The organism is Microbacterium sp. JZ101 (assembly GCF_053903175.1).
In genome coordinates this window covers 705244-717673 of sequence record NZ_CP096400.1, presented here as the reverse complement: position 1 = coordinate 717673, position 12430 = coordinate 705244, and the positions used below count along the sequence as shown (strand labels likewise).

General features: G+C 71.6%; 15 protein-coding genes. 10 read left to right on the top strand and 5 right to left on the bottom strand.

Features of this window, described 5'->3' with window-relative positions; genetic code table 11:
• Positions 1 to 56: 56 nt before the first annotated feature.
• Positions 57 to 365 (top strand): DUF7882 family protein, encoded by a 309-nt coding sequence (locus M1D56_RS03240; protein WP_456284677.1) that lies wholly within the window; start codon positions 57 to 59, stop codon positions 363 to 365.
• A 4-nt stretch (positions 366 to 369) separates the two neighbouring features.
• On the opposite strand, the gene M1D56_RS03235 is transcribed toward M1D56_RS03240, so the two are convergent.
• Both M1D56_RS03235 and M1D56_RS03230 read right to left on the bottom strand, forming a co-directional pair.
• A complete protein-coding gene (locus M1D56_RS03235) occupies positions 370 to 696 on the bottom strand; it encodes a DUF7882 family protein (protein WP_271174737.1) in 327 nt (108 codons plus the stop codon).
• A 53-nt stretch (positions 697 to 749) separates the two neighbouring features.
• A complete protein-coding gene (locus M1D56_RS03230) occupies positions 750 to 1229 on the bottom strand; it encodes an SRPBCC family protein (protein ID WP_456284676.1) in 480 nt (159 codons plus the stop codon).
• A 206-nt stretch (positions 1230 to 1435) separates the two neighbouring features.
• Between M1D56_RS03230 and M1D56_RS03225 the strand changes: the two genes are divergently transcribed.
• Genes M1D56_RS03225 through M1D56_RS03215 form a run of 3 tightly spaced genes read left to right on the top strand, consistent with a single transcriptional unit; the run spans position 1436 to position 3967 of the window.
• Positions 1436 to 1567, top strand: a complete 132-nt coding sequence (locus tag M1D56_RS03225; protein ID WP_324012404.1) for a hypothetical protein — start codon at positions 1436 to 1438, stop codon at positions 1565 to 1567.
• A 10-nt stretch (positions 1568 to 1577) separates the two neighbouring features.
• On the top strand, positions 1578 to 2255 hold the full coding sequence (locus M1D56_RS03220) for a DUF6766 family protein (protein ID WP_456284675.1): 678 nt from the start codon (positions 1578 to 1580) through the stop codon (positions 2253 to 2255).
• A 47-nt stretch (positions 2256 to 2302) separates the two neighbouring features.
• Positions 2303 to 3967, top strand: coding sequence for an ABC-F family ATP-binding cassette domain-containing protein (locus M1D56_RS03215; RefSeq protein WP_456284674.1), 1665 nt, complete (start codon positions 2303 to 2305; stop codon positions 3965 to 3967).
• Between the two features lie 69 nt (positions 3968 to 4036).
• On the opposite strand, the gene M1D56_RS03210 is transcribed toward M1D56_RS03215, so the two are convergent.
• Complete coding sequence (locus M1D56_RS03210; protein ID WP_271174732.1) at positions 4037 to 4519, bottom strand: YciE/YciF ferroxidase family protein; 483 nt, start codon at positions 4517 to 4519, stop codon at positions 4037 to 4039.
• Between the two features lie 253 nt (positions 4520 to 4772).
• On the opposite strand from M1D56_RS03210, the gene M1D56_RS03205 reads away from it, so the two are divergent.
• From M1D56_RS03205 to M1D56_RS03195, 3 genes are read left to right on the top strand one after another with little or no spacing between them, the layout of a single operon-like run.
• Entirely contained in the window at positions 4773 to 6170 is a 1398-nt protein-coding gene (locus M1D56_RS03205) for an ABC transporter substrate-binding protein (protein ID WP_456284673.1), read from the top strand.
• The gene (locus M1D56_RS03200; RefSeq protein ID WP_324012417.1) at positions 6167 to 7060 is read left to right on the top strand and encodes a carbohydrate ABC transporter permease; all 894 of its coding nucleotides are present in this window, start codon (positions 6167 to 6169) and stop codon (positions 7058 to 7060) included. Before M1D56_RS03205 ends, M1D56_RS03200 begins: the two co-directional genes overlap by 4 nt.
• On the top strand, positions 7057 to 7899 hold the full coding sequence (locus M1D56_RS03195; protein WP_271174729.1) for a carbohydrate ABC transporter permease: 843 nt from the start codon (positions 7057 to 7059) through the stop codon (positions 7897 to 7899). The genes M1D56_RS03200 and M1D56_RS03195 overlap by 4 nt, the downstream gene beginning before the upstream one ends.
• Positions 7900 to 7957: 58 nt before the next feature.
• Here M1D56_RS03195 and M1D56_RS03190 read toward each other — a convergent pair whose 3' ends face one another.
• Positions 7958 to 8167 carry a hypothetical protein gene (locus M1D56_RS03190; RefSeq protein ID WP_456284672.1) on the bottom strand — a complete coding sequence of 70 codons (210 nt, stop codon included), beginning with the start codon at positions 8165 to 8167 and terminating at the stop codon, positions 7958 to 7960.
• Positions 8168 to 8250: 83 nt separating this feature from the next.
• On the bottom strand, positions 8251 to 9000 hold the full coding sequence (locus M1D56_RS03185) for an enoyl-CoA hydratase/isomerase family protein (RefSeq protein ID WP_455968906.1): 750 nt from the start codon (positions 8998 to 9000) through the stop codon (positions 8251 to 8253).
• Between the two features lie 156 nt (positions 9001 to 9156).
• Between M1D56_RS03185 and M1D56_RS03180 the strand changes: the two genes are divergently transcribed.
• The 3 genes from M1D56_RS03180 to prpB all read left to right on the top strand — a co-directional run bounded on the left by M1D56_RS03180 (position 9157) and on the right by prpB (position 12417).
• Entirely contained in the window at positions 9157 to 9915 is a 759-nt protein-coding gene (locus M1D56_RS03180; RefSeq protein ID WP_456284671.1) for an SDR family NAD(P)-dependent oxidoreductase, read from the top strand.
• A 76-nt stretch (positions 9916 to 9991) separates the two neighbouring features.
• Positions 9992 to 11518 (top strand): MmgE/PrpD family protein, encoded by a 1527-nt coding sequence (locus M1D56_RS03175; protein ID WP_456284670.1) that lies wholly within the window; start codon positions 9992 to 9994, stop codon positions 11516 to 11518.
• Positions 11518 to 12417 (top strand): methylisocitrate lyase, encoded by a 900-nt coding sequence (prpB, locus tag M1D56_RS03170; RefSeq protein WP_456284669.1) that lies wholly within the window; start codon positions 11518 to 11520, stop codon positions 12415 to 12417. The genes M1D56_RS03175 and prpB overlap by 1 nt, the downstream gene beginning before the upstream one ends.
• The last annotated feature ends 13 nt before the right edge of the window (positions 12418 to 12430 follow it).

Genomic DNA, 12430 nt, shown 5'->3' with positions numbered 1-12430 from the left:
ATGGGATCCCTGTGAGATCCGCCTGGAGCACCCGGGCGCGGCGTTAGCCTGGGGCCATGGGCACTCTCTACTACGGCGCATCCGCGACGCCGATCTCCGTCGAAGACCGTGCTCTCGCTCACCTCAAGGTCGTGATCATCAGCAAGCTGCGCCGCGACGAGAGCTTCTCCGTCTCGTGGCGCCACCGCGAGGGCGAGCCCGAGGGCCGCAGCACCATCTGGGTGCACCCTGCGATCCCGCTGCGCTTCGAGTTCGAGGAGCCCGTCGCCCCCGAGCTCGACCGTCAGTGGCTCGAGGACCTCGCCGTCTCGGCCAACGCGCTCGGCGGCATCCAGCTCGTCGAGGAGCCGCCGACGCGCGGCTGACGGGTCAGAGCGGGTCGCCGCCGGGCGCCTCGGCCGGCTCCGCCGGCTCGGGCATGATCGTGAGCCCCGACGGCCCGCTCGCGGCCTTCATGAGCTCATCCAGCCACACGCGGTTGAGCCGCGGCGAGCGCCCGCCGGAGAACTGGAACTGCAGGGGCACTGCGGGGTGCAGCCAGAAGCTGCGACGCCCCGTGCCCTCGCCCAGGGACGCGTCGAACATGAAGGGCTCGGAACGGCGGAGCTTGTTCATGACCACGATGCGCAGATGCGCAAGGGTACGGTCGTCCATTTCGACGGAGTCGCCGCCCAGTCCGTAGATGAATTTGCCCACGAAGCGACTCTAACCGGTACAGGCGTCGAAAATCACGGCTTCGTCACGGGGAGTCAGATCGCGTCGGCCGGTCCGGGCCGATTCCGGTGCACCTCCCCGCGCCACGCGCCCGTCGCGGTGCCGCGCGCCTCCATGTACTCCTTGAACCGCTCGAGGTCCCGCTGCGCCTGCGCGGAGTCGACGCCGATGGCGGCGCCGAACGACTCGAGCATCCCCTCCGGCTCCCAGACCATGCGGAGCGTCACACGCGTGCCGTTCTCGATGGGCGCGAAGTCGACCCGCCCGACGTGGAAGATCCCGTCGGTGCTCTGCCAGACGATGTGGTCGTCCGGCACCTGATCGACGATGTCAGCGTAGAAATCCTCCGTGAATCCGCCGATCGTCACCGACCAGCGCGAGCGCACCTCGTCGATCTGGCGGACGGATCTCACCGCGCCGAGGTACTCGGGGAAGGTCTCGATCTGGGTCCACTGGTTGTAGACCTCTTCGAGCGGCGCCTCCACGTCGATCTCTGCGCTCAGCGATGTGGCCATGGTGCCTCCTCCCGGCGGCTCCGTCCCCAGGTCGCCGCCCCGTCGCTAGCCAGGCTAGGCAGGGCCTCCTGACCAGGCACCCGGGTTGACGCCACGGGGCTTGCGATGTATCGGCTGGGTGCGCGGCACCCACCCTGTCCTAGCCGGGCGCGTCGCGCGCCGTCAACCTCCTCCCGCGCGGCGGAGAAGCGCCATAGGGTGACGGCATGGCAGCACAGGTCAAGGGCGCATCCGATGACGACGAGACCGTCGGGATGCGCGTCGTCTTCTGGTCCTGGTTCTCGATCGTCGCGGTCGGACTCGCGATCATGATCGTCCTTCCGCTGACCGGCCGCTGAGGAGGGGTCCATGCCGCGCTTCATCCGCGACAACGCGCTGTCGCTGTTCTTCCTCGTGATCTTCGTCGCGACCCTCGTCGGGCAGGCGTTCGTCGGCCACGCGAACAACAACGAGGAGCTCGTCCGCCACGGCCAGCCCGAGATCCCGCTCGGCGAGTTCGTCACGTCGTCGGCGTTCCTCGTCGACGTCGCCGAGAACTGGCAGAGCGAGTTCCTGCAGTTCTTCCTCTTCATCCTCGCGACCGTGTGGCTCATCCAGCGCGGCTCGCCCGAGTCCAAGCGCCCCGACGACGAGGGCCCCGGCTCCGACGAGGAGCAGCTCGTGGGCGAGCACGCTCGAGCCGACTCCCCCGCCTGGGCGAAGCTGCGCGACTGGCGCCAGAGGCTCTACGGCAACTCGATGCTCATCGTCATGGGCGCGATCTTCGTGCTCTCCTGGTTCGCGCAGTCGCTCGGCGGGCTCGTGGTCGCGAACGACGAGGCCGCGCAGCACGGCGAGCCCGCGATGACCTGGCTCGCGTACGTCGCGGGGCCGGAGTTCTGGAACCGGACCCTGCAGAACTGGCAGTCCGAGTTCCTCGCGGTCGGCTGCATGGTCGCCTTCTCGATCTACCTCCGCCAGCGCGGGTCCGCCGAGTCGAAGCCCGTCGGGGCCCCGCACGCGGAGTCGTCGATCGAGTCGGAGTGACGCCGTCCTCGGAGGGCCGTGCGAGCGCGGTCTGAGAGGATGGCCGGATGACCGCGACCCTCGTGGCCGGCGGGATCGCCGGCGGATACGGCCACCGGACGCTCTTCTCGGGGGTGGACCTCACGGTGTCCCCCGGCGATGTGGTCGGGGTCGTCGGCGTGAACGGAGCGGGCAAGTCGACGCTGCTGCGCATCCTCGGCGGTGTGCTCGAGCCGCAGGCCGGCACGGTGTCGCTCTCTCCCGCCGACGCGTTCGTGGGCTACCTGCCGCAGGAGCACGAGCGCGTCGAGGGCGAGAGCGTCGCGGCGTACCTCGCGCGGCGCACGGGGTGCCAGGCGGCGAGCGCGGAGCTCGAGTCCGCGGCGGCGGCGCTCGCCGACCCGGCCGCCCATCCTTCGGGCGTCGACCCCGCAGACGCGTACGCATCGGCGCTCGATCGCTGGCTCGCGAGCGGGGCGGCCGACCTCGACGAGCGCATCCCCGCAGTCCTCGCCGACCTCGGTCTCGAGCTGGACGGCGAGGCTGCCGGCCGCACCCCGATGACCTCCCTCTCCGGCGGTCAGGCCGCGCGGGTGGGTCTCGCGGCGCTCCTCCTCTCGCGCTTCGACCTCGTGCTGCTCGACGAGCCGACGAACGATCTCGATCTCGACGGCCTCGCGCGTCTCGAGGCGTTCGTGAAGGGGGTCCGCGGGGGCGCCGTGCTCGTGAGCCACGACCGCGAGTTCCTCTCCCGCTGCGTCACGCGCGTGCTCGAGCTCGACCTCGCGCAGTCGTCGAACCGCGTGTTCGGCGGCGGGTACGACGCCTACCTCGAGGAGCGCGAGGTCGCGCGCCGTCATGCCCGCGAGGCGTACGACGAGTTCGCCGAGAGGAAGGCCGACCTCGTCGCCCGCGCGCGCGTGCAGCGGGAGTGGTCGAGTCAGGGCGTGCGGAACGCGCTCCGCAAGGCGCCCGACAGCGACAAGCTGCGTCGCAGGGCGTCGACGGAGTCGTCGGAGAAGCAGGCGCAGAAGGTGCGGCAGATGGAGAGCCGGATCGCGCGACTCGAGGAGGTCGAGGAGCCGCGCAAGGAATGGCAGCTGCAGTTCACGATCGGCGCCGCGCCACGCTCGAGCACGGTCGTCTCGACGCTGACCGGAGCCGTGTTCCGGCGCGGCGACTTCGCCCTCGGTCCCGTGTCGCTGCAGGTCGACGCGGGCGACCGCATCGGCATCACCGGGCCGAACGGCGCGGGCAAGTCGACGCTCCTCGCCGCGCTGCTCGGGCGGATCGCTCCCGACGAGGGCTCGGCGAGCCTCGGCGCGAGCGTGCGGATCGGCGAGATCGACCAGGCGCGCTCGCTGCTGGCCGGGGCGACCCCGCTCGCTCGGCGCTTCGAGGAGATCGTCCCCGCGCTCACCCCGGCCGAGGTGCGCACCCTGCTGGCGAAGTTCGGTCTGCGCGCCGACCACGTGTCGCGGCCGGTCGGGGATCTGTCCCCCGGCGAGCGCACCCGCGCCGGCCTCGCAGTGCTCCAGGCGGTCGGCGTGAACCTCCTCGTCCTCGACGAGCCGACCAACCACCTCGACCTGCCCGCGATCGAGCAGCTCGAGCAGGCGCTGGACGGGTACGAGGGCACCCTGCTCCTCGTCACGCACGATCGTCGGATGCTCGAGAACGTGCGCACCGAGCGGCGCTGGCACGTCGAGGCGGGCGTCGTCACCGAGCGGTGACCCCGCGAAGACGGCGACGGGCGCCGGAGGCTCTCACACAGCCGTCCGGCGCCCGCGCCCCTCACGCTCTCAGGACACGAGCTCCTTGAGGCGCGTCGCGAGCTCCTCGCTCGTGTGCACCTCCTGCTCCCGGTTCTCCTCGAGCAGCTTGAGCGCGTCGGATGCCCCGAGCGCGGTCACGGGGATGATGAGCGACTGGTAGGCGGCCATCTCGTAGTGCTCGTTGCCGAGCGCGGCCGAGAGGGTCACCTGGTCGCGCAGCGGCTTCGCCGTCTTCGCGATGAGCGACTCGGCCTGCTTGCTGATGCCCTTCGTGCTGGGGGACGCGGCGGTCGACTCCGGCACCTCGAGCAGCTGGAAGACCTTCTTCAGGTTCTCGATCTGCTGCTTCGTCTCATCGGCGTGATGCCGGAACAGCTTCTTCACATCGGGCGACGCCGCCGCCTCCGCGAGCTCGCCGAGTGCGGCAAGCGAGTCGTCCTCCATCGTCAGCGCGGTGCGCAGCTGCAGCCGCAGCAGGTCCTCGGGGGTCTCGAGGTTGACCTGGCTCATGCGTCCTCCTTCTGTCGACGACCGGCCCGTGCCGGCTGCCTTCGACGCTAGGGGCGGTCGCCGCTCCCGCCCAGCCGCTTGCCAGGGCACCTCGCGCCCTGCTAACGCGCGGTGCGCGGTCAACGCCATGGAAGCGCTTCTGTCAAGCCGGTACCCCGCGACCCGGCCCGCTCCTAGCCTCGGCACCGTCCGGGTGCCGCAGCACCCGAGGAGGAAGTGGCCCCGACCGGGCCGATCGCGAAGGAGCCGCATCATGCGCACACGAAGGCACTCCCATCCGCTTCTCGTCACGACCGCCGTGGGCGCGGCGGCGCTCGTGACGCTCTCGGGATGCGCCGTCGGCACGGGCGGCCAGAGCGGCGCCGACGATGCCGAGTACTCCTCCGACGCGACCCTCGACGGCGAGCTCTCGGTCATGGGCTTCTCGGGCGTCGACGAGGTCGCGACCTCGCGCATGGACTTCGCCGAGCAGCAGCTCGGGGACGGCGTCGAGGTGAAGCTCACGGAGGGCGAGCTCGACCTGCAGCAGTTCCTGTCCGCCGCCGCGACGGGGTCCCCGCCCGACCTCATCTACGCCAACCGCGACCAGATCGGATCGCTCGCCGCGCGCGGCGCCATCCTCCCCCTCGGCAGCTGCTTCGAGGGCGAGGGCATCGACGCCGACGCGTTCGTCGAGCCCGCGCTCGAGCAGGTGACGCTGGGCGGCGAGGTCTACGGCGTGCCCGAGTTCAACACCGTGCAGATCACGATGGCGAACGCCGACCTCCTCGAGGAGGCGGGGCTGTCGGTCGACGACGTGAACGGCTCGGACTGGGAAGCCATGTCCGCCGCCAACGAGGCGCTCATGCAGCGCGACGGCTCGCTCTCGGTGATCGGCGTCGACAGCAAGCTGCCCGAGTTCTTCCCGCTGTGGGCGCGTGCCAACGGCGTCGAGCTGCTCAGCGAGGATGGCCGCGAGGCGAACCTCGACGATCCCGCGGCGATCGAGGCGCTCGAGTGGGCCGTCGGCATCTACGACGCGCAGGGCGGCTTCGGCGACGTCAAGGCGCTGCGCGACTCCGCCGACTTCTTCGGCGAGGGCAACCAGTTCGCCACGGGCGTCCTCGGCGCGATGCCGATGGAGCAGTGGTACGTCAACGTGCTCAACGACGTCTCCCCCGATGCGCCGATGGTCTTCGACACGGTCCGCGACCACGAGGGCGAGCCGATCGCCTACGCGTCCGGCTCTGCCTGGGCGATCCCGTCCGGCGCCGAGAACCCCGAGGCCGCGTGCCGCTGGGCGCGCGCCATGACGTCGGTCGACGCCTGGATCGCGGCTGCCGAGGCTCGCCTCGACCTCCGCGAGGAGGAGGGCAAGCCGTTCACGGGCATCCTCACCGGCAACGCCGAGGCCGACGAGCAGATCCGCGAGATGGTGACCTCGGGCGGGGAGCCGTGGGACAGCGCGGTCGAGGCCGTGTACGAGGCCAACGAGCACACCTTCACCCTGCCAGCGAACCCCGCCGACGCGGAGTTCGAGGCCGCGCTCAACGACGCGATCAACGACGTGCTGTCGGGCGACGCGGAGGCGGCCGATGCGCTCACCCGCGCCCAGGAGACCGCCCAGGAGGCGCTCGACGAGGCCTGGGCCAAGGTCGAGGAGGGGTCGTGAGGGCGCGCGAGACGCGCGCGGCTCTGCTCTTCCTCAGTCCCTGGATCATCGGCTTCGCCGTCTTCACCGCCTGGCCCATCCTTTACAGCGCCTACCTGTCGCTGACGGACTACGACGTCATCAACGATCCGTCGTTCGTCGGGTTCGACAACTACGCCGAGCTGTTCTCGGACCCGAAGGTCTCGCTCGCGCTCGGCAACACGCTGTTCTTCACGGCCGTCCAGGTGCCGGCCTACGTGATCGTGTCGCTCGTGCTCGCCGTCCTGCTGCAGCGCGCGGGGCGGGCATCCGGCTTCTTCCGCACGGTCTTCTTCCTCCCGAAGATGACCCCTCCGGTCGCCGTGGGCATCCTGTTCCTCCTGCTCTTCAACGGGCAGAGCGGGCTGTTCAACTCCGCGCTCGGCGCCGTCGGCATCGACGGACCGTCGTGGACGACGGACGGCTCGTGGGTGAAGCCGGGCCTCGTCATCATGAGCCTGTGGACCGTCGGCTCGTCGGTGCTCATCCTGCTCGCGGCGCTGCGCGGCGTCCCCGAGGAGCTCTACGAGTCGGCGCGGCTCGACGGGGCGGGCGCGTGGCGCAGGCTCACGAGCGTGACCCTGCCGATGATCAGCCCCGCGCTGTTCTTCGTCGTCGTCGTGAACACGATCGCGGGGCTGCAGACCTTCGACGAGGCGTACACGGCGTTCTTCGGCGCGGGCAACACGACCTACGCCAACGATGCCGCGCTCTTCTACGTCATCTACCTGTTCCAGCAGGCGTTCGAGTTCCTCCACATGGGATACGCGTCGGCGCTCGCGTGGCTGCTGTTCCTCATCGTCATGGTGGTGACGGCCGTCCAGGTGATCGTCTCGCGCCGCCTCGTGTACTACGAGGGAGGTGCGCGATGACCGCCGGGCTCCGGGTCCGCGTCGGGCGCTGGGCGACCTGGATCGCGCTCGTCGCGGCCGGGATCGTGTTCGCCTACCCCTTCGCGTGGCTCGTGAGCGCGTCGTTCAAGCCGCGCGGCGAGGTGTTCGACAACCGGCTCATCCCCCGGACCTTCACGTGGGACAACTACGTGCAGGTCTGGCAGGAGGCGCCGGTCGCGCTGTGGCTGCTCAACACGGCCGTCGTCACGGTGCTCGCGGCGACGGCGGTGACGCTCTCGAGCGCGATGGTCGCGTGGGGCTTCGCGTACTACCGCTTCCGCGGCCGCGGCGTGCTCTTCGCACTCGTCCTCGGCTCGATGATGCTCCCCGGGGCCGTGACGATGATCCCGACGTTCCTCATCTGGAACGCGCTCGGGCAGGTCGGCACGCTCACCCCGATGTGGGCGCACAACCTGTTCGGCAGCGCGTTCTACATCTTCCTCCTGCGCCAGTTCATGCTGTCGCTCCCGCGCGATCTCTTCGACGCCGCTCGCGTCGACGGGGCGAACGCGTGGCAGCTGTTCTGGCGCATCGCGATGCCGCTGTCGCGCCCCGCCATCGCCGTCACGCTGGTCTTCGAGGTGCAGGCGGTGTGGACCGACCTCATGCGCGCCCTCATCTACCTCCGCGACTCGGCGACCTTCACCATCCCGCGCGGTCTCAAGGCGCTCGTCGACGCCTTCGGCTTCGGCGGCGAGTGGCACTGGGAGATCCTCGTCACGGCGAGCGTCATCACGACGGTGCCGATGATCATCCTGTTCTTCCTCGCCCAGCGGCACATCGTGGAGGGCGTCGTCGCCGGCGGTGTGAAGGGGTGACGCGCGGAGGCGCCCGGCGGCCTCGGCCGCCGGGCGCCTCGTGACGCGAGCGCTGCCGTCAGGCTGCGGCGCCCGCCTCGCTGCGGATGAACTGGACGTCCTCATCGCTGAGCTTCGTCCCGTCCTCGACCAGCACGCCCGATGCGTTCGAGACCTCCTGCCGGACGGTGCCGACCAGCGGCGCCGCCGGGTACTCCAGGAGGAACTCCTTCGCGTCGGCCGCGAGGTGCGACCACCACTCCCGGATGGGAGGCAGTTCGTCGGCCATGACAGCTCCTTCCGTCGGTGATCGAACGGTAGATCCGCGGGGCCGGGGGCTTCCATCCGATTGACAGGGCTTCCCCGACGGTGCTAGCCGCGTCGGGCGAACGCCTCCAGGCGCGCGGCGGCGAACGGCGTCGCGGCCTCGCGCGCGATCGCCTCGCGCTCCGCGGCGAGCGCGTCGGCGTACGATCCGTCGAGATCGAGGAGCTCCTTCGTCGCGGACGGCGCGGTCGGACCCGCGCTCCGGATGGCCGAGAGCACGTCGGCGACGGATGCGTCGAGCTCCTCGGTGGTCGCCACCCGGGTGAGGAGCCCCCACTCGAGCGCCGTCGCGGCGTCGATCCGGCGACCGGTGAGGAGGAGGTCGCGCGCACGCCGATCCCCGATGGCGCGCGGCAGCAGAGCGGTCGCGCCGCAGTCGGGCACGAGGCCGATCGCGCCGTACGCCGGGGTGAACGTGGCCGTGTCGACGGCGACCGCGACGTCGGCGGCGAGCACGATGCCGATCCCGGCGCCCGCGACGATGCCGTTCACGCGCGCGACCACGGGCTGCCGCACCGCCCGCAGCGCCGTCATCGCGCGGTTGGCCGCCCCGACGAGGTCGAGCATGTAGGCGGAGCGGTCGTCGGCCGCGGCCATCGCCTGCACGTCTCCGCCCGCCGTGAACGCGCGGCCCGTGCCGGTGACCACGACGACCTCGGCGTCGGAGGCGGCGGCGCGCTGCGCGGCGTCCGCGAGCGCCTCGGCGATCCCGATGTCGAGCACGTTGAGCCGCTCCGGCCGGTTCAGCGTGATCGTCGCGACGGCATCGGCGACCTCGAGCAGCACGGCGTCCATCGGCTTCCTCCCTCCCGCGTCCTCGGCGACGCGGCCCCGGCCATCCTGCCACGGACATCCGGCCCGCCCTTCCCGCCCGCGCGCTTCGCCGGTAGCGTCGAGCCAGGCAGACGACGGCGCCGCAGGCGCTCGGACGAGACAGAGCGGGGTGGGGCGATGGAGCTCGCTGGCGCATCGGCGGTGGTGACGGGAGGCGCGTCGGGGCTCGGTCTCGCGACCGCGCGGCGTCTCGCGCAGGCGGGGGCGCACGTCGTCGTCGTCGACCTTCCTGGCGCGCCCGGAGAGGCGGCGGCAGCCGAGATCGGCGGCACGTTCGCGCCGGCCGATGTCGTCGACGCCGCCCAGGTGGACACCGCCCTCGACGCCGCCGAGGACCGCGGCCCCCTGCGCGCGCTCGTGCACTGCGCCGGGCGCATCACGCCCGTCCGGCTGGTCGAGCGCGACGGCTCACCCGGATCGCTCGAGGCGTTCGAGCAGGTCGTGCGCGTGAACCTCGTGGGCACGTTCAACGTGCTCCGCCTCGCGGCCGCGCGGATGGCCCGCAACGAGCCGCAGGACGGCGAGCGCGGCGTGTGCGTGCTCACGGCGTCGGTCGCGGCGTTCGAGGGGCAGATCGGCCAGATCCCCTACACGGCGTCGAAGGCGGGCGTCGCCGGCATGACCCTCGTCGCCGCGCGCGATCTCGCGTCGAAGCTCATCCGCGTCGCGACCATCGCCCCCGGCACGTTCGACACGCCCATGCTCGCGTCGCTTCCCGACGAGGTGCGCGCGTCGCTCGCCGCCGCCGTGCCGCACCCGGCGCGCCTCGGGCGCCCCGAGGAGTTCGCGGCGCTCGCGGCGCACATCGTCGAGAATGCCATGATCAACGGCGAGACGATCCGCCTCGACGGCGCGATCCGCATGCCCCCGCGGTGAACGCGGCCCCCGCGCCCGGTCGCCCCGCGCCGTGGCACCCTGGAGACATCCGCTTCACGACCACGGAGGCCTGCCGATGACCGTCATCCACCCCGTCCGCACGTACCGCAGCGAGGAGCCGCTCCCCCGCGAGCAGCAGCTGGCCTGGCGGATCGCCGAGGCCGCCGCGGACCCCGTGGAGGTCGAGGACGACGTCGTCGACATGGTGATCAACCGCGTGATCGACAACGCCGCGGTCGCTGCCGCATCGCTCACGCGCGGCCCCGTCGTCGCGGCCCGCGCCCAGGCGCTCGACCACCCGGTCTCGCGCGGCGGAGCGGGCGCGACGGTGTTCGGCTGCGCGCTCGACGAGCACACGAGCCCCGAGTGGGCGGCGTGGGCGAACGGCGTCGCCGTGCGCGAGCTCGACTACCACGACACGTTCCTCGCGGCCGAGTACTCGCACCCCGGCGACAACATCCCGCCGCTCGTCGCGGTCGCCCAGCATGTCGGCGCGGACGGCCGCGCGCTCGTCCGCGGGATCGCGACCGGCTACGAGATCCAGATGGACCTCGTGCGCGCGATCAGCCTCCACAAGCACAAGATCGACCACGTCGCGCACCTCGGGCCGTCGGCCGCCGCGGGCATCGGGACGCTGCTCGGCCTCGCGCCCGAGGTCGTCTTCCAGGCCGTGTCGCAGGCGCTCCACACGACGACCGCCACGCGGCAGTCCCGCAAGGGCGAGATCTCGACGTGGAAGGCGCATGCGCCCGCCTTCGCCGGGAAGATGGCCGTCGAGGCGGTCGACCGCGCCATGCGCGGGCAGACCTCGCCCTCCCCCATCTACGAGGGCGAGGACGGCGTGATCGCATGGCTCCTCGACGGACCAGAGGGCCGCTACGAGGTGCCCCTGCCCGCTCCCGGGGAGCCGAAGCGCGCCATCCTCGACTCGTACACGAAGGAGCACTCGGCCGAGTACCAGGCGCAGGCGTGGATCGACCTCGCGCGACGCCTCGGCTCCGCGCGCCCCGAGCTGCGCGATCCCGAGAACATCCGCTCGATCGTGCTGCACACGTCGCACCACACGCACGTCGTCATCGGCTCGGGCTCGGGCGACCCGCAGAAGTACGACCCGACGGCGTCGCGCGAGACGCTCGACCACTCGATCCCCTACATCTTCGCGGTCGCGCTGCAGGACGGCGGGTGGCACCACGTCGACTCGTATGCGCCCGAGCGAGCCGCGCGCGGCGACACCGTCGCGCTCTGGCGCAAGATCACCACGACCGAGGACCCGGAGTGGACCCGCCGCTACCACTCCGAGGACCCCGACGAGAAGGCGTTCGGCGGGCGGGTCGAGATCGTCCTCGCGGACGGCACGACCGTCGTCGACGAGATCGCGGTCGCCGACGCGCACCCGCTCGGAGCACGTCCGTTCGCGCGCGCGGACTACGTGCGCAAGTTCCGCACGCTCGCCGAGCCCGTGCTCGACGACATCGAGATCGAGCGGTTCCTCGACCTCGCGCAGCGCCTGCCCGAGCTCACCCCCGCCGAGGTCGCCCAGCTCACGATCGTCGCGCGCGCGGGCGTGCTCGAGGCCGTCGCCCTGCCGAAGGGACTCTTCTGATGCTGTACGCGCAGACGCCGGCGCACGAGAAGCGCCGCCTGCTCCGCGAGCGGCTCGCGTCGGGCGAGCTGCTCCGCTTCCCCGGCGCCTTCAACCCGCTCTCCGCGCGTCTCATCGAGCGCAAGGGGTTCGACGGCGTGTACATCTCGGGCGCCGTGCTGTCAGCAGATCTCGGGCTGCCCGACATCGGGCTCACGACGCTGACCGAGGTCGCGCAGCGCGCGGGTCAGATCGCGCGGATGACCGAGCTGCCCGCGATCGTCGACGCCGACACGGGCTTCGGCGAGCCGATGAACGTCGCGCGCACCGTCCAGACCCTCGAGGACGCGGGCGTCGCGGGCCTCCACATCGAGGACCAGGTGAACCCCAAGCGGTGCGGCCACCTCGACGGCAAGGAGGTCGTCGACATCTCGACCGCGACCCAGCGCATCCGCGCCGCCGCCGACGCCCGCCGCGACGGGAACCTCCTCATCATGGCGCGCACCGACATCCGCGCGATCGCCGGCCTCGACGCCGCGATCGACCGTGCGAAGGCCCTCGTCGACGCGGGTGCGGACGCGATCTTCCCCGAGGCGATGAAGGACCTCCGCGAGTTCGAGGCGGTCGCGTCGGCCCTCGACGTGCCGGTGCTCGCGAACATGACCGAGTTCGGCAAGAGCGACCTGTTCACCGTCGACCAGCTGCGCGACGCGGGCGTGCGGATGGTCATCTGGCCCGTCTCGCTGCTGCGGATGGCCATGGGCGCGGCCGAGCGCGCCCTCGACACCCTGAACGCGGACGGCAGCCTCGACGCCCAGGTCGGCGCGATGCAGCACCGCGCCGACCTCTACGAGCTCATCGACTACTCCGGATACGGCCGGTTCGACGCCGGCGTCTACGACTTCACGATCGAGAAGTGACAGGAGCGCGAAC